The 22410-nt window shown below is 67.9% G+C and carries 13 protein-coding genes; 7 read left to right on the forward strand and 6 right to left on the reverse strand.

Annotation, left to right across the window (positions count from 1 at the left end):
- The first annotated feature begins 11 nt into the window (after window positions 1–11).
- The 5 genes from DNK34_RS20410 to DNK34_RS20430 all read left to right on the forward strand — a co-directional run bounded on the left by DNK34_RS20410 (window position 12) and on the right by DNK34_RS20430 (window position 5695).
- Entirely contained in the window at window positions 12–1346 is a 1335-nt protein-coding gene (locus DNK34_RS20410) for an ABC transporter substrate-binding protein (protein ID WP_131177088.1), read from the forward strand.
- Between the two features lie 44 nt (window positions 1347–1390).
- Window positions 1391–2167: an ABC transporter ATP-binding protein gene (locus DNK34_RS20415; protein WP_131177089.1), complete on the forward strand. Its 777-nt coding sequence runs from the start codon at window positions 1391–1393 to the stop codon at window positions 2165–2167.
- Window positions 2168–3269: 1102 nt separating this feature from the next.
- A complete protein-coding gene (locus tag DNK34_RS20420; protein WP_131177090.1) occupies window positions 3270–4502 on the forward strand; it encodes an SfnB family sulfur acquisition oxidoreductase in 1233 nt (410 codons plus the stop codon).
- 10 nt (window positions 4503–4512) lie between these two features.
- Complete coding sequence (locus DNK34_RS20425) at window positions 4513–4872, forward strand: hypothetical protein (protein ID WP_131177091.1); 360 nt, start codon at window positions 4513–4515, stop codon at window positions 4870–4872.
- A gap of 277 nt (window positions 4873–5149) precedes the next feature.
- Window positions 5150–5695, forward strand: a complete 546-nt coding sequence (locus DNK34_RS20430; protein ID WP_131177092.1) for a GNAT family N-acetyltransferase — start codon at window positions 5150–5152, stop codon at window positions 5693–5695.
- Window positions 5696–5888: 193 nt separating this feature from the next.
- On the opposite strand, the gene DNK34_RS20435 is transcribed toward DNK34_RS20430, so the two are convergent.
- From DNK34_RS20435 to DNK34_RS20455, 5 genes are all read right to left on the reverse strand, one after another.
- A complete protein-coding gene (locus tag DNK34_RS20435) occupies window positions 5889–6617 on the reverse strand; it encodes a Crp/Fnr family transcriptional regulator (RefSeq protein ID WP_131177093.1) in 729 nt (242 codons plus the stop codon).
- A 112-nt stretch (window positions 6618–6729) separates the two neighbouring features.
- Window positions 6730–6921 (reverse strand): hypothetical protein, encoded by a 192-nt coding sequence (locus tag DNK34_RS20440; RefSeq protein ID WP_131177094.1) that lies wholly within the window; start codon window positions 6919–6921, stop codon window positions 6730–6732.
- A gap of 519 nt (window positions 6922–7440) precedes the next feature.
- Complete coding sequence (locus tag DNK34_RS20445; RefSeq protein WP_131177095.1) at window positions 7441–16065, reverse strand: glycoside hydrolase family 94 protein; 8625 nt, start codon at window positions 16063–16065, stop codon at window positions 7441–7443.
- 307 nt (window positions 16066–16372) lie between these two features.
- Window positions 16373–17695 (reverse strand): NTP/NDP exchange transporter, encoded by a 1323-nt coding sequence (locus DNK34_RS20450; protein WP_131177096.1) that lies wholly within the window; start codon window positions 17693–17695, stop codon window positions 16373–16375.
- A 72-nt stretch (window positions 17696–17767) separates the two neighbouring features.
- The gene (locus tag DNK34_RS20455; protein WP_131177097.1) at window positions 17768–18823 is read right to left on the reverse strand and encodes an SDR family oxidoreductase; all 1056 of its coding nucleotides are present in this window, start codon (window positions 18821–18823) and stop codon (window positions 17768–17770) included.
- Between the two features lie 160 nt (window positions 18824–18983).
- On the opposite strand from DNK34_RS20455, the gene DNK34_RS20460 reads away from it, so the two are divergent.
- Window positions 18984–19895, forward strand: a complete 912-nt coding sequence (locus DNK34_RS20460) for a LysR family transcriptional regulator (protein ID WP_131177098.1) — start codon at window positions 18984–18986, stop codon at window positions 19893–19895.
- A 127-nt stretch (window positions 19896–20022) separates the two neighbouring features.
- On the opposite strand, the gene DNK34_RS20465 is transcribed toward DNK34_RS20460, so the two are convergent.
- Complete coding sequence (locus DNK34_RS20465; protein ID WP_131177099.1) at window positions 20023–20922, reverse strand: LysR family transcriptional regulator; 900 nt, start codon at window positions 20920–20922, stop codon at window positions 20023–20025.
- Between the two features lie 107 nt (window positions 20923–21029).
- Here DNK34_RS20465 and DNK34_RS20470 point away from each other — a divergent pair, with 107 nt between their 5' ends.
- Window positions 21030–22406: an MFS transporter gene (locus DNK34_RS20470; RefSeq protein ID WP_242675369.1), complete on the forward strand. Its 1377-nt coding sequence runs from the start codon at window positions 21030–21032 to the stop codon at window positions 22404–22406.
- Window positions 22407–22410: the final 4 nt, after the last annotated feature.

Below are 22410 nucleotides of genomic sequence, written 5' to 3' on the forward strand. Positions count from 1 at the left end.
AAGTGAATCCCATGCAACATTCCTTGCAGCGTACCCTGGCTTCGGCCTTGCTCGTTCTCGGCGTCCATCTGGCGGTGCCCGTGCAGGCCGCGCCCGATGAGCAGTTCTTCCCGCTGGCCACCTACCGGGTCGGCGCCTATGCCTCCAGCGGCATCCCGGTCTGGGCCGGGATGATCGACTACCTGCGTTACATCAACGAGGTGGAAGGCGGGATCAATGGCGTCAAGCTGGTCTGGCAGGAGTGCGAGACCGAATGGACGGCGGAGAAGGGCATCGAGTGCTACGAGCGCTTCAAGAACGGCCTCAACGGCGCGCCGGTGGCGGTCTACCAGCCCAACGGCGCACCGGCTGCCTATGCCCTGGCGGACAAGGCCGAAGCCGACAGGATTCCGCTGATCACCCTGGGTTACGGCCGTACCGAAGCCACCGATGGCAGCGTGTTCCCCTACAACTTCCCGGTGATGCTGACCTTCTACAGCGAGGCCTCGGCGTTCATCAACTACGTCGCCGAGCGCGAGGGCGGGCTGGACAAGCTCAAGGGCAAGAAGATCGCCACCGTCTACCACGATTCCGCCTATGGTCGGGAAACCCAGGGGCCACTCAAGCTGCTGGCGGAAAAGTACGGGTTCGAGAACATCCAGATCCCGGTGGCCGATCCGGGCAACGAGCAGGCGTCGCAGTGGCGCCAGGTGCGCCAGCTCAAGCCGGACTGGGTGTTCCTGCGCACCTGGGGCGTGTCCACGCCGGTGGCGATCAAGACCGCGGCGCGCTTCGGCTTCCCGGTCGAGCGCATCGTCGGCGACATCTGGGCCAGCTCCGACGAGGACGTGCTGCCCGCCGGTGACGCGGGCAAGGGCTACCTGGCGCTGACCCCGTACCCGGGCGGGGCGACGTTCGACATCCACCAGCGGATCAAGGAGCACATCCTCGACAAGGGCAAGAGCGATCTCAAGGATCCGAAGAGCTTCGGCAGCGTGTACTACAACTCCGGCCTGGTGAATGCCGCCATCGCCGTGGAGGCCATCCGTGCCGGGCAGGGCAAGTTCGGCAAGCGCCCGCTCAATGGCGAGGAAGGCCGCTGGGGACTGGAACACCTCGATCTCGACGATGCGCGGCTCAAGGAGATCGGTTTCCTCGGCCTGATGCAGCCGCTCAAGCTGTCGTGCAACGACCACGAAGGTGGCGGCGCGGCCAAGGTGCAGCAGTGGGACGGCAAGCAATGGAAGCTGCTGACCGACTGGGTGCAGGCCGACCGCCAGACCCTGCGTCCGCTGATCGACGCCAAGGCCGCCGAGTACGCGGCAGAGAAGAAGGTAACCCCGCGCGATTGCAGCGCGGAGCAGTGACGGCAGCACAACCAGGCGCGCTGGCGCCCGAGGGGGATGAGGCAATGAACGCTACGAGCCGGGCTGCCGTCGAGCCGAGCACGCTGCTCGTCGTCGACGACATCGAAGTGATCTACGACGGCGCCATCCTCGCCCTGGCGGGTGTCTCGCTGCGGGTCGAGCAGGGCGGCATCGTCGCCTTGCTCGGGGCCAATGGCGCGGGCAAGAGCACCACGCTCAAGGCGATTTCCGGGCTGGTCCAGGCCGATCGTGCCAGGGTCAGCCGCGGCAGCATCCGCTTGCGTGGCCAGGACACCGTCGCCGTGGCGGCCAATGTGCTGGCCCGCCAGGGCATCGTCCACGTGCTGGAGGGACGGCACGTGTTCGCCCACCTGAGCATCGAAGACAACCTGCGCAGTGGCGGCTTCCTGCGCCGCCCGACGCGGCGCGAGCTGGAGCAGGATCTGGAGCGCATCTACGCCTGGTTCCCGCGCCTGAAGACCAAGCGCAAGACCCAGGCCGGGCTGACCTCCGGCGGCGAGCAGCAGATGCTCGCCATCGGCCGCGCCCTGATGACCAAGCCCAGCCTGGTGCTGCTCGACGAGCCGTCGATGGGCCTGGCGCCGATCATCGTCGAGGAGATCTTCGACATCGTCGCCCAGCTCAACGCCCGCGAGGGCGTCAGCTTCCTGGTCGCCGAGCAGAACATCAACGTCGCCCTGCGCCATGCCAGCTACGCCTACATCCTGGAGAACGGTCGCGTGGTGGGCGAGGGCGGTGCCGCCGAGCTGGCCAGCCGCGACGATATCCAGCATTTCTACCTGGGTGGCAAGGCCGGTTGACTGCCAGTCCGTAGCCTGGGTTGAGCGAAGCGATACCCAGGGCACCCCTCTCCCGGGTGTCGCTGCGCTCGACCCGGGCTACCCGGTGGATGAAAACGTGTCATTTCCCTGTGGGGCATGGCTGTCAGCGTGCGGCCGAGAGGCCCGGCAACGAACAGTCCGTGCCTGGGTTGAGCGAAGCGATACCCAGGGCACCCCTCTCCCGGGTGTCGCTGCGCTCGACCCGGGCTACCGGTGGATGAAAGCCGCGTTATTTCCCTATGGGGCATGGCTGTCACCGTACGACTGGGGGGATCGGTGACGAAGAGTCCGTAGCCTGGGTTGAGCGAAGCGATACCCAGGGCACCCTCTCCCGGGTGTCGCTGCGCTCGACCCGGGCTACCGGTGGATGAAAGCCGCGTTATTTCCCTGTGGGTCATGGTTGTCACCGTACGACTGGGGGGATCGGTGACGAAGAGTCCGTAGCCTGGGTTGAGCGAAGCGATACCCAGGGCACTCTCTCCCGGGTGTCGCTGCGCTCGACCCGGGCTACCGGTGGATGAAAGCCGCGTTATTTCCCTATGGGGCATGGCTGTCACCGTACGGCCGGGAGGCCCGGCAACGAAGAGTCCGTAGCCTGGGTTGAGCGAAGCGATACCCAGGGCACCCCTCTCCCGGGTGTCGCTGCGCTCGACCCGGGCTACCGGTGGATGAAAGCCGCGTTATTTCCCTATGGGGCATGGCTGTCACCGTACGACCGGGAGGCTCGGCGACGAACAGTCCGTAGCCTGGGTTGAGCGAAGCGATACCCAGGGCACCCCTCTCCCGGGTGTCGCTGCGCTCGACCCGGGCTACCCGGTGGATGAAAAACGCGTTATTTCCCTGTGGGTCATGGTTGTCGCCGTGCGACTGGGGGGATCGGCGGCGAAATGAGCGTCGATTCTCCTGCCTGACTATCGGGCAAAGCACTGTTGGTCAGCCAACAGCGCTTCCACAGATTGTTCGCAGGGAACAGGGCGTGGCCTTGTGGTTTTCAGCTAACCCTATGAATGCAAAGGGCGTTCAGGGTTGGTACGGGCCGTGCAACAGCACTGGCAGACCTGATCTGCAAGGAGCCAGCAGCATGCCCGATACCGCCGTTTCCCCTGTGCCCACCCAGGCCCGCTCGGCGCCGCCGCGGGCGGCCCATATCATCGCCAGCGACGCCGAAGCCATAGAGGTGGCCCGGCGCCTGGCCGACGAGTTCGCCATCGAGGCGGTCGAGCGTGACCGTGAGCGACGCTTGCCCTGGGAGGAGCTCGACCGCTTCTCGCAGAGCGGCCTGTGGGCGATCACCGTGCCCAAGGCCTACGGTGGCGCCGGCGTGTCCCAGGCCACCCTGGTCGAGGTGATCGCCCTGATTTCGGCGGCCGACGCCTCGCTCGGCCAGTTGCCGCAGAACCATTTCGGGGTGATCAACAACCTGCTGCTGACCGCCAGCGAAGAGCAGAAGCAGCGCTTCTTCGCCAAGGTGCTGCAGGGCTACCGCTTCGGCAATGCCTTCTCCGAGGCCGGGAGCAAGAACGTCACCGCGTTCGAGACGCGGGTGCGTTTCGACGGCGACAGCGTGGTGATCGAGGGCGAGAAGGCCTACTGCACCGGCGCGCTGTTCGCCCATATCGTGCCGGCGGTCGGCGTGGATGAGGAGAACCGGCCGTTCATCGCCTTGCTGCCCCGGGATGCCCAGGGGCTGAGCGTGATCGACAGCTGGGACGGCTTCGGCCAGCGCATCACCGCCAGCGGCCAGGTGCTGCTCGACAAGGTGCGCGTGCCCCGCAGCGATGTGATCCCGGCGTGGAAGGCCTACGACCAGCCCAGCGCCGATGGCCCGGTGTCGCAGATCATCCAGGCCGCGGTGGATACCGGCATCGCCCGGGGCGCCTTCGCCGAGTTGCTGAACGTGGCCAGGCAGGCCCGGCCCTGGGTCGACAGCGGCTTGCAGCACGGCTGGCAGGACCCCTTGAGCCTGGCGCTCATCGGCGACCTGGCGTGGCGCCTGAGCGCCGCCGAGGCGATCCTGCAGCAGTCCGCCGCGGCGGTGGATCGCGCCCTGGCCGAGCCGAGCGAGGACAGCGTGGCCGAGGCTTCGCGGGTGGTCGGCCAGGCCAAGGTGCTGTCCACCGAGATCGCCCTGGCCGCCTCCAGCACCCTGTTCGAGCTGGGCGGTACCCGTTCGGTCTCCGCCAGCCGGGGGCTGGATCGCTTCTGGCGCAATGCCCGTACCCACACCCTGCACGATCCGGTGCGCTGGAAGTACCACCTGGTCGGCAACCAGCGCCTCAACGGCGTCAAGCCGCCCCGTCATGCCTGGAACTGAGGAAAGAACCATGTCCGATTCGCATACCCTGGGCGACCTGCTGTTCGCCCGTGACGCACTCGCTGCGCTGGTCGAGCAGCTCAGGGCCGAGGCCCTTGGCGAAGATGCCCTGGCAATCGCCAGCGTCGGTCGCCTGCAGATCCGCATCGATGCCGCCGATGCCTTGCTGGCGCGCGCCGGGCGTTCGTCCGCGGCCGCTGTCGAGGCGCGCCTGGCGGCCGCCGAGGCGGCGCGGCTGGCCAGCGAGCTGCAGGTCGAGTTGCTCGGCCAGTCGCTGCCCCGTCCGTCGCCGGCGGCGCGGGAGACGCCCTTGCAGCATCAGCGCCGGCAGCTCGGCGATCACTATCTCAATGGCACCGCGCCCGCCTGATCCGCCTGCCGGCAACGGCACGGCCGGGGTTGGCTGGCAGGGCCGATGCCCTGGCCGGGGGCCGATGCGGCACCGGCGCAAGTGCGTCGCTCGCCAGGTTGCGTGGTCGCGCGCGGCGGGCTATGTTGCGGGCACTTTGGCTCGGCGGCCGAGTCGGTGCCTCGAGCGGCTATGGCACGGGCAGGGCGCTGCGCAGCGGACGTTGCGCTGATAGGGAGGAAGGTTCGGGCATGAAGCGACGTGTGGTGATTTCCGGGGGCTCGGGCGGCGCCGCGGCATGAGCCAGCCAGCCTTGCATATCGCCGAGGCCGGGCCGGAGGACGTCGCCGAGGCGATCGACTTCGCCATGCGCGCCCGGGCCGAGCTCTTTCCCTGGCTCGATGGCGGCACGCTGCCGGCGGATCTGCAGCGCTTCGACGAGGTGTACCTGAACGGCCGTGATGGACGCTTCTGGCTGGCCCGCTGTGCCGGCGAGATCGTCGCCGCCATCGGCTATCTGCCCTACGACCAGCGCTTCCGCCAGCTCGACTACGCCGGCAGCCGGGTGGTGGAGATCGTGCGCCTGTTCGTGGCCGCGGATTTTCGCCGCTCGGGCCTGGCCGGCGCGTTGTATGCCAGGCTGCGCCGCCACGCGGCGAACGCCGGGGTGCAGGTGCTGTACCTGCATACCCATCCCTTTCTGCCCGGCGCCATCCGCTTCTGGGAGAAGCAGGGCTTCGCCATCGTCGACGTGGAGGCCGATCCGTTGTGGCAGACCACCCATATGCAGTGCCGGCTGGCGCCACATCAGCGATCAAATGCCGTATCCGAGCGAACGGGTTGAGTGGTCGCTCAAAGGCGCAAGCGGCCTTCGGCCTTCGATAAAAAACGCTTGAGGCTGGAAAGCTGGACGAAAGAGCCCATGGGGTTTGCTTGTCGTTCAGCCTCCAGCCTCTGGCGCTCCTATCGGCCGTCCGCTTGCGCCCTATGGCTGCCATCCCCATTACGATTGCCCCGGCTACCACCCTGGCCTCCGATCAGTGCGGGGGGCGGGGCGACATGTAGGACAGCAGGCGGTCGCTTTCCTTTTTCACCACGGCGTAGCACTCGCAACTCAGCTGTTCGAGCCGCGGGCGGTCGAGCACGGTGATATGCCCCCGGCTGTACTCGATCACCCCCTGGCGCTGCAGCTTGCCGGCGGCCTCGGTCACGCCCTCGCGGCGTACCCCGAGCATATTGGCGATCAGTTCCTGGGTCATGGTCAACTGGTTGCCGGGCAGGCGGTCCAGGGACAGCAGCAGCCAGCGGCACAGCTGCTGGTCGATCGAGTGGTGGCGGTTGCACACGGCGGTCTGCGCCATCTGCGTGATCAGGGCCTGGGTGTAACGCAGCATCAGCACCAACAGCTCGCCATGGCGATTGAATTCATCCTTCAGGCGCTGCCCCTGCAGGCGGTAGGCATGGCCACCGCTCTGCACCACGGCCCGGCTCGGCGTGCTTTCTCCACCCATGAACAGGGAAACGCCCACCAGCCCTTCGTTGCCGACCACGGAAATCTCCGCCGAGGCGCCGCTTTCCATCACGTTGAGCAAGGAGATGATCGAGTCGGTGGGGAAGTACACATGACGCATGGTCTCGCCGGATTCGTAGAGCACCTGACCGAGGGGCAGGGCGACATGTTCGAGATGGCAGAACAGGCGCTGCTGGACTTCGCCGGATAGAGCCGCCAGCAAGTGGTTCTGCTGTGGCATGCAGTCGTCGAGCATGGCGTCCCTTCTGTGGTGGATTGGCAAACGGCCAGCATACATCTGGGAAAAACCGGGTTCCGTTCGCTAGCGTACATAGCCCGCCGGGCTCGTGCTGAACCGCCAGCAGCCCCTAGCTGTGCAACACGCTGTCGACGTCGATCAGGTCCTGGCCGGCGGCGAACAACTGTTCATAACGCTCGACGTGACTCAGTGAAGCATAGACGTTGGTGACGGTGGCCGAGTCTTCGGGGGTGGCGCTGCGCTGGATGACGCGGATGATGTTGCCCGAGCTGCGCGAAACGACGAAGTAGGAGTCGAGCATGTCAAGCCTCCGGGATTGTCTGTCAGGTTGTGCGGTGCCCAGCCCGGACTTGATCAGCCCGGCCGGGGCTCATGGTCTCTGCTCCGAGGTATGCAGAGGCCGAGCGCCGAGCATGACAGCTTCGGCTGCGCCCGTCGGTGCGCCAGACCCCTTAGGACCATGCCTTTCAACATGTTGGTGGCTCGAGAAGAGCGCTGGAGGCTTGAGGCTGGACGAAAGGCGGCGTTGTTGTTCTCGTCCAGCCTTCTGCGCTCTTTGCGGCTTTATGGCTGTTGTTACCCGATAGCCGTCTTTCGAAGACCATGTTGGCCGACTTCAGCCAGGGAACCCTTGTAGCAACGCCGCCCATGGCGAGACTCGAAGGCGGGCGCCCGGCAGTGCCCATAGCCCTCATGGCCAAGACCTCCCCGTAGCCTGGGTTGGCCGCAGGCGTAACCCAGGACCGCAGCCATACCGCGGCCACGGCTCCCGGGTATCGCTGCGCTCGACCCGGGCTACCCGGGGGGCTGCTCATGGCTTCTATTCGGGTGTAGGCAGGAGCCGATTGCCAGGCATGACAGCTTGTGCTGCGCCCTCCTTGTGCGGCCAGAGGATGTCGACCCGGTGCTCGCGCCCGTCGTCGAGCAGGGCGATGCTGTCGCCGGGCTGGCGGATGCCGTCCAGGTGCAGGGTCGGCTCGGCGGCGTCGGCGGCGCGCACGTTGATGCGGTAAGGCGTCGCGCCATGGCGGTAGTGCAGGGTGAAACCGGGCCAGTGCGCCGGCAACAGCGGCTGGAGGCGCAACCGGGTGCCGTCGCGCTGCACGCCGAGCAGCGATTCGACGATCAGGCGGTACATCCAGCCGGCCGAGCCGGTGTACCAGCTCCAGCCGCCACGCCCCTCATGGGGCGGCATGCCATAGACGTCGGCGGCCAGCACATAAGGTTCGACCTTGTAGGTGGCGATGGCCGCGGCGCTGTCGCCATGGCTGACCGGGTTGATCAGGCGCAGCAGTTCCCAGGCCCGTTCGCGCTCGCCGAGGGCGGCGAACGCCATGCCCGCCCACACGGCCGCATGGGTGTACTGGCCACCGTTCTCGCGCACGCCGGGCACATAGCCCTTGATGTAGCCGGGTTCCAGCGCGCCGCGGTCGAACGGCGGCGCGAGCAGTTGCACCAGGCCGATATCGCGGCGCAGCAGGTGCTGTTCGAGCGAGTCCATGGCGCTGCGCCTGCGCGCGTCGGGCGCCGCGCCCGACAGCACCGACCAGCTCTGGGCGATGGAGTCGATGCGGCATTCGTCATTGTCGGTCGAGCCCAGCGGCGTGCCGTCGTCGAAGTAGGCACGGCGGTACCAGGCGCCGTCCCAGGCGTGGGCGTCCAGGCTCAGGCGCAAGGCCTCGGCCTGCTCCGTGCAGCGCCGGGCGAACACCGCGTCGCCGTTGCCCAGGGCGGTGTCGGCGAAGCGACGCAGCACGTCGTAGCCGAAGAAACCGAGCCAGACGCTTTCGCCCCGGCCCTGTTCGCCGACGCGGTTCATGCCGTCGTTCCAGTCGCCATGGCCCATCAGCGGCAGGCCGTGCACGCCGCGCGCCAGGCTGCGCTCGATGGCGCGCACGCAGTGCTGGTACAGGCTTTCGCGCAGGGCCGATTGGCTGGGCAGGTCGTAGTAGGACTCCTCGCCAGGATTCAGCTCGCGGCCTTCGAGGTAGCCCACCGCTTCGCCGAGCACGCTCTGGTCGCCGGTCACCTGCACGTAGCGGCTGGTCGCCAGCGCCAGCCACAGGTAGTCGTCGGAACAGCCGGTGCGCACGCCGCGGTCCAGCGGTGGGTGCCACCAGTGCTGCACGTCGCCTTCGACGAACTGGTGCGCGGCGCATAACAGCAAATGCCGGCGCACCGCCGCCGGATCGGCATGCAGCATGGCCATGCTGTCCTGCAACTGGTCGCGAAAGCCGAAGGCGCCGCCGGACTGGTAGTAACCGCTGCGTGCCCAGAAGCGGCAGGCGATCACCTGGTACATCAGCCAGCCGTTGACCAGTACATCGACGGCGGGCTCGGGGGTTTCGATGCGTACCGCGCCCAGGGTCGAGCGCCAGTGCGCGCGTACCCGTTCCAGTTCGGTCTCTGCCGAGGTCGTGCCGCGCATACGCTGCAGCAGACGCGAGGCGGCCTGGGCGTCCTGTTCGGCGCCCAGGCGGAAGATCACGCTGCGGCTTTCGCCGTGGGCCAGTTGCAGCTCGACCCGCAGCGCCGCGCAGGGATCGAGCCCGGCGCCGCTGCGCCCGGACAGCTGCGCCTGGGCCATGGCCGCGGGCGCGCTCAGGTTGCCGTTGCGGCCGATGAACTCGCTGCGCTCGGCGGTGCTGCTGCGCTGCGGCGCATCGACATCGAAGAACGCCACCCGCCCGGGAAACTCGATGGAATAGGCATTGCGCGCGAGCAGCGCGCCACTGTTGGGGTCGGCCTCGCTGACCACGTGGCGGGCCGATTTTTCCCGCAGGTCGCCCAGCACCCAGGCGACATAGCCGGTCACCGACAGACGCCGCGGGCGGCCGGAGCGGTTGTGCAGCTTCAGGTGCGAGAATTTGACCGGCTCCTGCAGCGCCACGTAGACCCAGAGTTCGCTGCGGATGCCGTCTTCCTCGTGTTCGAAGACGCTGTAGCCGAAGCCGTGGCGGGTCACGTAGCGGCCCTTTCCGGGGCGCGGCAGCGGCGTCGGCGACCAGTAGTGCCCGCTGTCTTCGTCGCGCAGGTAGAGCGCTTCTTCGCTGGGGTCGCTGACCGGGTCGTTGCGCCAGGGCGTGAGGCGGAATTCGTGGGCATTTTCATGCCAGGTATAGGCACCGCCGCTTTCCGAGACCACGCTGCCGAAATGCGCATTGGCCAGCACGTTGACCCAGGGCGCCGGGGTGGGCTGGCCGGCGCTGAGGTGGATGACGTATTCCTGGCCATCGGCGCTGAAACCACCGTGGGGGTTGCCCAGGATCAGCGACGGATCGTTCAGGGGGACGACTTCGGCCAGCACCGGTTCGGGCATCAGCTGCGCGTCGAAGGCGGGCAGGGCCGGCTCGGCCCGGCGCCGGTGGATCTGTTCGGCCAGGCTGCCCCGTTCATCGCTGAGCAGCAGATGCGCCACGGCCAGCATCAGGACGCGATCCTCGCTGGAGAGCTGCTGGGCCGGGCGCACGAAGATACCGCCGGGCCTGTCCAGCAGATGGGCGCCGCTGCCCGAGGTGACCAGGCCCATGATCACGTCCTGCAGGTCTTGTCGGTAGCCGGCCCGGTCTTCGTTCCAGATCACCAGGTCCACGCTCAGGCCCTTGTGCCGCCAGTAGGCATGGGCCTGTACCAGTTGCCGCACCAGGTCGATATTGGCCATGGCGCCGATCTGCACCAGCACGATGGGCAGGTCGCCGGAAATCGCCTGGCCCCACAGGCCGCTCTGGTTGCGCCGGTTGGCCGCCAGCACGCCGGGCGCGGCGCGCAGCGAGGGGTTGGCATAGAGGATCGAGGCGGCCATCTGCTCGAACAGGCGGGCTTCGGCGTGGGAGGTATTGAGCTGGCGCAACAGTACCTGGCTGTGGGTCCAGGCGAGGTCGAAGACGCGGTCGGCCAGGTGCCGGTCGCGGTACTTGTTGATCAGTTGCAGGCAACCCTCGCGGCTGTCGCTGACCCCGGTCACCAGGTCGATGGTCGCGCTCTGCCCGGGTTCCAGGTCGATCCGGCAGCGGATCGCCACGATCGGGTCGAGCACCGCGCCGGCCGTGCCGGAAAGCGCCTCGTCGTCCATCGCTGCCGGGTGCGTCAGGTTGCGCCCGCGACCGATGAAGCGGGCCCGGTCGGTTTCGTAGGAAATCGCCGCGATATCGACCTCGTGCGCCGCCAGCAGGTGACACAGCCACGGCACCCGCTCTTCACTGGCGCGCGGCCGGCGGCTGCAGAGAATCGCCTGCAGCGGCGTCAGCAGCTCGCTTTGCACGAACAGCTTGCTGAACGCCGGGTGCAGGGCGTCGCTGAGCGCCGGCGCCAGCACCACCTCGGCATAGCTGGTCAGCTCCAGGGTGCGGCGCCGTGCGCCGCGGTTGCTGAGGTGCAGGCGGCGCAGCTCGATGTCGTCTTCCGGCGAGACGACGATCTCGGTATGCGCGTCGAAGCCGTGCTGGCGTACGCGGAACTCGGCGCGCGCATCAGTGAAGATCGCCTCGAAAGCCTCGGTGGCCCGCAGCGTGGGCTGGTGCGCGGAAGACCAGAAGTCGCCGCTGTCGACATCGCGCAGGTAGCAGAAGGTGCCGCTGTTATCGCAGGTGATGTCCTCCTGCCAACGGGTCACCGCCATCTCGTTGCAGCGGCTGTAGCCACCGCCGGCGTTGCTGACCATCACGTGGTAGCGGCCATTGGACAGCAGTTGCACGGCCGGGTGCCGGCGCGCGGGGTCGGTGTACACCCGCAGCTTGTTTTCGTGGACCCGGGCGACCGTGCCCTCCAGTGCGGCATTGGCGGTGTGCAGGTACTGCGCGGCGCTCTTCGGCACGCGCTCCTGCAGCAGCAGGGCGGTGGCCTGGAATTGCGGATCGGCCTCGAAGCGGCGCTGCATCGGGCGATCCAGCAGCACGCAGGCCAGGGCCAGCAGGCTCATGCCCTGGTGGTGGGCCATGAACGAGGGGATCACCGCGGCGCTCTGCCCCGGCGGCAGGCGCGCGCTGGTGAAGTCGATGGCTTCGTACAGGCCGTAGCGCCCGGCCATGCCCATACCGGCCAGGCGTTGCAGGTTCTTGCAGGCGGCTTCCGGCGCGACCATCAGGGCCAGCACCGAGGCATAGGGCGCCATCACCAGGTCTTCGCCCAGGCCGCGTTTGAGGCCCAGGCCGGGGACGCCGAATGCCCGGTACTGATAGTTCAGTTGCGCATCCAGGGTGTTGTAGGCGGACTCGGAGACGCCCCAGGGCAGGCCGAGCTGCTGGCCGTATTCGATCTGTCGCGCCACGGCCGCGCGGCAGGTCTGGTCGAGCAGGGTGCCGGCGTAACTGGGCATGACCAGCATCGGCATCAGGTACTCGAACATGGAGCCGGTCCAGGACAGCAGCACCGGTACTCCGCCATTGCTGGTGAGCAGCCGGCCGAGGGTGAACCAGCCTTCCTGCGGCAACTGGCCCTGGGCAATGACCACGAAGTTGGTCAGCCGTGCTTCCGAGGCCAGCAGGTCGTAGTAGGCGCTATCCAGGCGCTGCTCGTCGGCGTTGTAACCGATGGCCAGCAGTTCGCGTTGCCCGTCGTAGAGGAAGGTGAAATCCATGTCGGCCAGCTCGCCCGCCAGATCCGCCAGGCGCAGCGCACTGGCGATGCGTTCGCCGGCATGGCCGACGACCGCGCGTACCTGCGCCTGCTCGGCGGCTGGCCACTGACTGGCGTCGAGCTGCGCCAGCTGCCGCCAACTGGTCGCCACCACGGGGTCGCCGGGCAGGCTCAGGCAGGCCAGCTCGGCGCTGAAATCCTGGCAGTGCTCGAGCAGGGCGCGCCGCCAGTAGTCCGTCTCGGGCGCCTGGGCCAGGGCACTGTCCAGGCCCTCGAGCAAGGCGACCAGGCGGCCCAGGGTGGCGGCGATGGCCGCCAGGCCGTCGCTCTCCAGGGTTGCCGCTGCCGCCAGTTCGTCGAACAGTGCGTCGAGCAGGTGCCTGTCCAGCTCGCTGGCCAGCAGGGCCTCGTGCAGCACCTCGAGGCTGTCGCCCAGGCCGCCGAGCCAGGTCGGGCTGATCAGCGGCGCATCCGGCAATTCGTCCAGGCCCGGGCGCAGGGTCAGCAGCAGGCCGGCCAGGTTGCCGCTGTCGACGGTGGAGACGTAGTGCGGCGGCAGCGGTGCGAGCGTCCGCGTGTCGTACCAGTTGTAGAAGTGCCGGCGATGGCGCGGCAGCCGCGCCATGCTGCTCAGCGCCTGGTCGAGCCGCGTGAGCAGCCGGCCGCCGCTGAGGTAGGCGAAGTCGTAGGCGGCGAGGTGGGAAAGCAGTGCCATGCCCATGTTGGTCGGTGAGGTGCGGTGCGCGGTGACGGCGTTGGGCTTCTCCTGGATATTGTCGGGCGGCAGCCAGTTGTCCACCGGGCCCAGGTGATCGTCGAAGAAGGCCCAGGTGCGGCGCGCCAGGCGCCGCAGAAAACGCCGTTCTTCCGGCGAGGGGGCGAAGGCCGCGGGGGTCGAGGGTCTGCTCAGCCACCAGGCGATCGCCGGCGATAGCAGCCAGGCCAGCAGCAAGGGCGCGGCGATCGCCAGGGTCGTGGGCTGCCCGAGCAGCAGGCCCGCGACACCGAGCGCCAGCAGCGGGGCGATCCACATCAACCGGTACAGGCCCGGCAGGTCGTTGCGGCTGCTGCGCTCCACCTCCCGCGACGGGTTCCATTGCAGCAGCCGGCGCTGGCTGATCGTCATGCGCCACAGGGTGCGGCCGATCGCATCCAGGCTGCTGAAGGCTTCGAAGGGCAGCCACACCAGGGTCAGCAGCGAGCGGCAGACGTGCTGCGCCGCACCGCGCAGGGTGACCTTGAGGTGCTGGCCGAGGGCGATGTCATGGGCTTTGTGCAGCAGCTCCAGGAGGGTGCCGAGCAGCGGCTGGGCCATGATCAGCAGCAACACCGCCAGGCTCCACGGCAGCGCCTGGGCGCTGGCGAACCAGCCCCACAGGAGCATGCACAGGAACGCGGCCGGTTCCAGGCTGCGGCGCAGATTGTCGACGATCTTCCAGCGCGCCAGGGCGGTCAGGCGGTTGCGCTCCAGGCCGCCGCCGGGTTTCGGCGTCCAGGGCATCAGCCAGGGCAGCAATTGCCAGTCGCCCCGGATCCAGCGGTGGCGGCGCTTGGCATCGGCACTGTAGCGCGCCGGATGCTCTTCGTAGAGCTGCACGTCGCTGATCAGCCCGGAGCGGGCGTAGCAGCCTTCGATCAGGTCGTGGCTGAGGATGCGATTGTCCGGAAAACAGCCCTGCAGCGCCCGCTCGAAGGCATCCACCGCATAGACCCCCTTGCCGATGAAGGAGCCGTTGCCGAACAGGTCCTGGTACACGTCGGACACCGCGCGGGTATAAGGGTCGACCCCGGCGTCGCTGCCGAACAGCTGGGCGTAGGCCGAGCGCGCGATGCTGGGCAGGCTGATGCCGACGCGCGGTTGCAGGATCGCATAGCCGCTGATGATGCGCTGTTGCGCGGGGTCGAAGCGGGCCTGGTTCAGCGGATGGGAAATGGCGCCGATGAACTGGCGCGCCACGTCGCGGGGCAGCTGGGTGTCGCTATCCAGCGTGATCACGTTGGTGATCGGCGGCAGCGCGGCGAGATCGCCGACGATCAGCGAGAAGCGCTCGCGGCCGTGCCCGCGCAACAGGGCGTTGAGGTCGGCGATCTTGCCGCGCTTGCGCTCATGGCCCATCCAGCGCTGTTCGGTCGGGTTCCAGCGCCGCGGGCGGTGCAGCAGGAAGAAGCGTGACGCCTCGCCCTGCGGATACTTGAGATTCAGCGCCTCGATGGCCCGGGCGGCCTGCTGCAACAGCGCGGCATCGGTGTCCTGCACTTCGCTCGCGGCATCCAGGAAGTCGCTCAGCAGGGCGAAGTGCAGGTTGGCGTCACGGTTGGCGAGAAAGCGGACCTCGAGGCCTTCCACCAGTTCGTCGACATCCTGCGCATGGCCGATCAGCGTCGGTACGACCACCAGCGTTCGCGCCTGGGGCGGGATACCCGTGCTGTAGTCCAGGCGCGGGAGAATGTCCGGGGCGAGGCTGAGGGTCACCAGCCGATTGACCAGGCCGATGGCCAGGCTGCTGGTCATCAACAGGGTCGGCACGGCGAGCAGCGCCAGGGCCAGCGGCGGCCAGCCATCGGCCCGCGCCATGCCCAGCAATGGCCAGGCCAGCAGGCCGCTGAGCAGGGCCACCGGGAACAGGAAGAAGGCCAGCGGCGCCTGGCGCACCAGGCGTCGACTGCGCGTGGCCAGCGACGGGCGTACCGCCAGTTGCAGTTCCAGTACCGGCAGGCCGGCCCCCAGCAGGTAGAAGCCGACATGGCTCAGCAGCGGGCTGTTGGCCGGCGCCGCGCGGCACAGGGCGAGGGCCGCGCCGGCGACCGCCAGCTCGGAATGCGGGCAGCGTCGAGCCAGGCGTTCCACGGCGTGGCGGTAATGGTCGCGGGTGGCGAAATCCATGCTGGCATAGACGCCGGCCGGGTCCTCGCGCAGGGCCTGTTCGACGCCGCTCATGTGCTCGACGAACTCGCGCCAGTCCGTTGCCGCGAGCAGGCGCAGGCTGTTGATGCTGTTGCTGATCGACACCTGCTCGGTCGCCTGCAGCTGGGCATCCAGATGCACCAGGCGCTCGACGCTCTGGCCGGACTCGGCCAGCGCCTGTTCGATCCAGGTCATCGGCAGGATCAGCGCCGTACTCTGGCCCTGCAGGCGCCGCGCCAGCTCGGCGACGAAGGCGCTGGTCAGCGGCGGCGCCGAACGGGCCAGGTCGGCCACCAGCAGCACCACGCTCTTGGCATCGCGCTCGGCGGTTGCGGTCAGACGGTCCGCCCAGTCGTTGGCCAGGTTGCGCTCGTTCCAGTTGGCCATCACCCGCGACGCCACGCGGCGCAGGTTCTCGATCAGCGCCAGGCGCAACATGATGGGAATGGCCCAGAGCTCGCCCAGGGTCAGCGGCATGGCCGATTGATAGGCGGCGACGAAGCGGCCCAGGCTGTCGCCGTCGACCCGGCCATCGCCGTGGGCGATGGTTTCCAGGGCGATGTCGTAGACCCGCGGCAGCGTGCTCGATGGCCCGCTGGCCAGGCCGGGCAGTTCGCGGCAATAGCCTTTGGGCAGGTGCTGGCGCGCCGTGCGTATCTGCTCTTCGACCAGGTAGAAATTGTCCAGCAGCCACTCCGCTGCCGGGGTGGCGCGCTGGTTGGACAACGCCGCGACGGTCATGGCCTGGCAACTGCTGGCCAGTACCTCGGCGTTCTCGGCGAGCCGATCGAGCAGGGCGTCGGAGGTCATGTGCGGGCTGAGACGATGCTGGTGGGCGAGCTGCGCGCCGTGGCTGGCCATCTGCTCGGCACTGAACAGTTCCGCGCGCAGCACGGGTTCGTACTCGAATGTCCGGGGCGCGGGCCGCCACAACCGCTGGATTGCTCGAAGCCATTGCCTGTCCATGTTTTCCTTGGCGTGCAACGTCAAGCGCGGACAACGTTGCCGTGATGCGTGTCACGCAGGTGCTGCGGGCGTGACGTAATGGGGAGGGGTGCAGGCCTGCAGTGTGAAATCCCCCCGCATGGGCGTCTGTCTGCTGGCGCACATAGCGCCGTTGCCGGTGCCGGTCGCAGGCCTCCATCACCAGCAACAGGCGCGCAGAATCGCCAACGTCGCGTAGGAGCCGCGATCTCGCGGCGAATCGTGGGCATACCGCGATTTCTGCGGCATGGCCGCCCTCGTATCGCGCCGGGGGCGACGCTCCTGCGGGTCAACCCTCGCTTATCGCCGGGCCAGGCCGATGCGATGAACGCGCCTGGCGATCCGCCTGCTGGCCGAGTCGCCAGCCCAGGCAGCCCCAGAGCAGGGCGCAGACCGCGCCGATCACCGCCACCAGCCCGGCGCCCTGGCCGAGCATGTCCAGCGCGCTCTTGGCCCAGCCGCTGATGGCGTCGCCGGCGCGGTAGACCACGGTGTCGATGACGTTCTTGGCCTTGTACTTGCTCTCGGCATCGAGCGGGGCGAAGAGCATTTCCCGGCCCGGCCGGACGAAGGCGTATTCGCCGATACGGCGCACGATCATCAGCGCCGCGAGCATGGCGAAGCCGGGAGCCAGGGCGAGGCCGACGAAGCCGACGCACATCAGCAGCGGCACGATCGCCAGCAGCGTGCGCACCCCCAGCTTCTCGGCCAGGCGCCCGGTGATGAACAGCTGCGAGAGCAGGGCGCCGGCCTGGACGATCAGGTCGATGCTGCCGAACACGCGGATCTGTGCCTGCCTGTCCGGAAATAGCTCGGCCACCAGGCGTGCCTGCTCGAAGTAGAGAAAGGTGGTCACGGTGGCCAGCAGCACGACGAAGCCGGCGATGCCCAGCAGGTAGGGCGATTTCAGCACCCGGGTCATGCCGCTGAAGGGGTTGCCGGGCAATGGCCGGCGCGTGCTTTCGGCTGGCGCCGCGCCGGGGCGGCCGGCACCGCCGACCTCGCGCCAGCGCATCAGCGTGTATTTGAGGGCCAGGGCGACGCCGAGCAGCAGCCCGGCCAGCAGCATCAGCCCCGATTCGCCCAGGCGGCCGACCAGCAGGGCGCTGAGGGCCGGGCCGAGCAGCCCGCCAACGCTTGCTCCGGCGGCGATGAAGGCGAACAGGCGCTTGGCCTGGGCGCCGTCGAAGACGTCCGCCATCAGGCTCCAGGCGACCGAGACGACGAACAGGTTGTAGACCGATATCCACACATAGAAAACCCGCGCCAGCCACGGGCTTTCGCCCTGCGCCTGGAACAGCGCGGCGAACAGCAGCAGGTTCAGGCAGAAGAAGCCGTACACCCAGTCGATGAAGTGCAGGCGCGGTACCCGGGAACTGAGCCAGGCGAACAGCGGCACCGCGGCGAGCATGACGAAGAAGGTGGCGGTGAACAGCCATTGCAGGTTTTCCACGCCGGCCGAGATGCCCATGGATTCGCGGATGGGGCGCAGCATGAAGTAACCGGCGAACAGGCAGAAGAACAGCAGGAAGCCGGACAGCGCGGGGCGCAGTTCATGCGCTTCGGCGTTGATGGCGTGGCTCAGGCGATGCGGGAGGGATGGCGTGCTCATGGGCGTTCCTGGAAGACAGACGGGTCGCGGCGGGGCAGGGCACGGGCGGACAATGACCCGTGCCCATGGCGTTCAGGGGTAGGTCACCTCGGTGAGGCGTTCCGACAGTTGCCACAGGCGCTCGGCATCCGCCTGCCGGGCGGCGGCTTCCGGCGTTCTGGCAAAGCCCAGCGGCCCGCGCCTTTCCTCCTCGCCGACCGGCCCGTAATAGGCGCCGCCGAGCGCTTCGGCGGCGGTGGCGGCGTACAGGGTGGGCAGCGCGCCTTGCGCGGCGGAGTGGTATTGCTCGCGGCCCTCGGCCCACTGCGCGCCGAATGGGCTGTCCAGGCCGGGGCCGCGGGCGATCAGCTCGGTGACGGCGACCCCCGGATGCGCGGCGATGCTGCGGATACCCCAGCCGGCGCTATCGCTGCGCTGCTGCAGGGCGAAGGACCAGGTGAGCACGGCCAGCTTGGATTGCGCATAGGTGGCGTAGGGGTCGTAGTGCCGTTCGGCCTGCAGGTCCTCGAAGTTCAGCCGGCCGCGGGCGGCGGCGATGCTCGACAGGTTGACCACGCGGGCGTCCTCGCTCGCGCGCAGCAGGGGGATGAGCAGGCCGGTCAGGGCGAAGGGGCCGAGGTAGTTGGTCGCCAGCTGCAACTCGAAGCCGTCGACGGAGGTACCGCGTTGCGGCGGCGCCATGATCGCCGCGTTGTTGATCAGCACGTCGAGCCGCGGCAGGCGCTCATTGAGGCGCTCGGCCAGGCTGCGCACCGAGGCCAGGCTGGCCAGGTCCACGGCTTCGAACTGCACCTTCGCGTCCGCCACTTCCTGGCGTATGCGGGCAATGGTTTCCTGCCCGCGTTCGGCATTGCGCGCCGCGATGATGACCTCGGCGCCGGCCCGGGACAGGGCCAGGGCATCTTCGTAGCCCATGCCGCTGGTGCCGCCGGTGATCAGCACGATGCGACCCTGCTGCGACGGTATGTCGTTGGCGCTCCAGTCCGGTTTCGGCGGCACCCGGTTGGCGGCCTCGACCGTGAAGGCGCCCGCCAGCGCGACGCCGGCGACCAGGGTCCTGGTCATTTTCATCAGCTGGCGGGCGGGGCTGGCATCGCCCGCTGCGACTGCGGTGGTTTTGTCGTACATGGTGGTTTCCTCATCCTCGTTTGACGGGAGGACCCAGGCTCTGGCCGAGCGCTGGGGCGAGGGGTGATTATCACCGTACGGTGGTTTCTGGATAATCCGGGTGGATATGGACGGGCTGTACGATCACTCGTACAGTGTGCGCAGAACCGGAGGACGTCCCATGCGCCAGCCCAACCTGAGCGATGTCGCGCTTTTCGCCGCTGTGGTCGAGGCCGGAGGGTTCCGTGCCGCCGCGCAGAAGCGCGGCATGTCGGCGTCGTCGCTGAGCGACTGCCTGCGCCGCCTGGAAAGCGATGTGGGCCTGCGCCTGCTCAACCGCACCACCCGCAGCGTCACGCCGACCGCGGCAGGGGAACGCCTGCTCGAACGCCTGCGCCCGGCGCTGGAAGCGATCGAGGCCGCCTTCAACGACCTGGACGACGAGGCCCAGCGCCCGGTGGGCACCTTGAAGCTGAACGTGCCGGTGCCGGTGGCGCGCTACCTGCTGCCCGATCTGCTGAGCCGCTTTCTCAGGCTCTATCCCGGGGTCAATGTCGAGGTGGTGATGGAGAACACCTTCATCGATGTCATCGCCGCCGGCTACGATGCCGGCGTGCGCTACGAGGAAAGCCTGGCCAAGGACATGATCGCGGTGCCCATCGGCCCGCGCCGGCAACGCTTCGTCGCCGCCGCTTCGCCCGCCTACCTGGCGGCCCACGGCACGCCCCGGCACCCCTCGGAGCTGACCGATCACCAACTGCTCGGTCATCGTTTCGAGAGCGGCAAGGTGAGCATCTTCGAGTTCGAGAAGGACGGTCGGACGCTGCGCATCCCGCCACGCGGGCAACTGCTCACCTCCTCGCAGGATCTCAAGACCAGCGCCGCCATCAACGGCCTCGGCATCGTCTATACCTTCGAGGATTTCATCCGCGAGCCGCTCGCCGACGGCCGCCTGCTGCCCATACTCGAAGACTGGTGGCAGGCCTTCGACGGGCCCTATCTCTACTACCACGGGCGCCGGCACATGCCGTCGCCGCTCCGGGCCTTCGTCGATTTCGTCAAGGCCGAGGCGCGCGCGTCCGCAGCTCCCTAGCGGCGGGGCTTGTGGCGCCAACGCGCAGTCCAGCGGCTTGCCAGCGCTTCACCTGACCCCGGCGAGTTCGCCGATCCGCTCAAGGGGGGCTGGCAGTGTGACGAACCGCGGCGAAGCCCCGCCGCCTTCACGGGTGCTCGGCCGCCACCGCCGTGCGGATAGCTTCCAGCAGCATCCGGCAGGCCGGGTTGTCGTTGTCGGTGCGCCAGACCAGGTGCAGTTCGCTTTGCACGCCTGCGCCCAGGTCGATGTCGCGGAAGGTCACGTCCCTGAACACCACGTTGGTGGCGCAACGCGGCACCAGGGCCAGGCCCATGCCGGCGTTGACCAGGGCCAGGATGGTCAGCGACGAGCCCAGCCACTGCACGTATTCCGGCGCCACCCGGGCCGAGCGGAACATGCCGGTCAGCAGTTCGTTGAACGGCGGGTAGGCCGAGTGCGAGTACATCAGGAAGGGCGCGCCATCCAGATCCTCCACGCGCACCGTGGCCGCGCTGGCCAGTGGGTGATGGCTGGGCAGCGCCAGGACGAAGGGCTCGCGCACCAGGCACTCGTTTTCGTAACCCGCCTGCAGCAATGGCTGGCGCACGATGCCCAGGTCGATACGACGGGTGCGTAGTGCTTCGTGCTGCTGGTGGGTGTTCATCTCGCTCAGGGCGATTTTCACCTGGGGCTGATTGAGCCGCGCCTCGGCGATCACTCGGGGCAGGAACTCATACACCGCGCTGCCGACGAAGCTGATGCTCACCGAACCGATATCGCCTGCCGCGAAGCGCCGTGCCGAGGCGGCTGCCTGATGGGCGCGTTCCAGCAAGTGCTGGGCTTCGATGAAAAACGCCCGGCCAGCGGCGGTGAGCGCGACGCTGCGCGTGCTGCGGGTAAACAGCTCGACGCCGAGGCTGTGCTCGAGCAGCTGGATCTGCCGGCTCAGCGGTGGCTGGGTCATGTTCAGCCGTTCGGCAGCGCGGCGAAAGTTGAGTTCGGTGGCCACGGTGGTGAAGCAGCGCAGTTGAGCGAGCTCGAACATTGATCTAATCCTGGTATCAATCAAATACCAATCTAGATTAGACGGGATCAATACCCGCGTACATGATCGGCGTATCCCACAAAAACAATGATCGGGAGTCGCCCTACGTGAATAACGTCCAGAGTTCAGCCGACCCGCAGGTTGTCGCCCGCGCGGTCTCGAAAGTGAAACGCCATGTCCTGCCGCTGTTCGTGGTGATGTTCATCGTCAACTACATCGACCGCGTCAATATCGGCTTCGTGCGCGGCCACCTGGAAACCGATCTGGGCATCGGCGCCGCCGCCTACGGCCTGGGCGCCGGCCTGTTCTTCATCGGTTACGCCTTGTTCGAGGTGCCGTCCAACATCCTCCTGCAGCGCTACGGCGCGAAGATCTGGCTGACGCGCATCATGCTCACCTGGGGCATCGTCGCCACGGCGATGGCCTTCGTGCCCAACGAAACCTGGTTCTACATCCTGCGCTTCCTGCTCGGGGTGGCCGAGGCGGGCTTCTTCCCGGGGGTGGTGTATTACTTCACCAAGTGGCTGCCAGCCGGCGAGCGGGGCAAGGCCATGGCCATCTTCCTCAGTGGCTCGGCCATCGCCTCGATCATTTCCGGCCCCTTGTCCGGCGCGCTGCTGAACATCGAAGGGCTGGGCATGCACGGCTGGCAGTGGATGTTCTTGATCGAAGGCATGTTCTCCGTGGTGCTGTGCGGCTTCGTCTGGTTCTGGCTGGACTCGCTGCCCAGGGACGCCAGGTGGCTGAGCCGCGAGGAACGCCAGGCGCTGACCGACTGCATCGACGAGGAACAGCGGCAGCGCGAACTGGCCGCGGGCGACGCCGGTGTGGCCAGGCACTCGGCGCTGCGCCTGCTGCGCGATCCGCAGATCATGCTGTTCTGCTTCCTGTACTTCTCGATCTCGCTGACCATCTACGGCTGCACCTTCTGGCTGCCCAGCATCATCAAGTCCATGGGCGGCCTGGGCGACTTCCAGATCGGCCTGTTCAACTCCATCCCCTGGATCATCTCGGTGGCGGCCATGTATGCCTTCGCCAGCCTGGCGGCGCGCTTCAAGTGGCAGCAGGCCTGGGCCTCGGCGGCCTTCGTCATCGCCGCGTTCGGCCTGTTCATGTCGACCACCGGCGGGCCGATCTTCGCCTTCGTGGCGATCTGCTTCGCCGCCATCGGCTTCAAGGCGGCCTCGTCGCTGTTCTGGCCGATTCCCCAGGCCTACCTGGACGCCCGCATCGCCGCGGCGGTGATCGCCCTGATCAACTCGGTGGGCAGCTTAGGGTCTGTTGACGTTTCAGCACGACCGCGCCGGAGCCCGTTTTGCCGCGAGGCAAGGCACGAGACGCGAAGTTTGGTGTTCCAAACGAGCGTCGAGAAACGCAGCATTCGCGGCAAAACGGGCCCGGCCCTGCGGGTTGCGCGAAAAATCTCGCCATGCGTTGTTGGAGGACTTGGCAAGGGAACGCCATTCCCGGCGTCCTCCGCCTAGCGGA

Source organism: Phytopseudomonas dryadis, from assembly GCF_004327355.1.
Classification (GTDB): domain Bacteria; phylum Pseudomonadota; class Gammaproteobacteria; order Pseudomonadales; family Pseudomonadaceae; genus Aquipseudomonas; species Aquipseudomonas dryadis.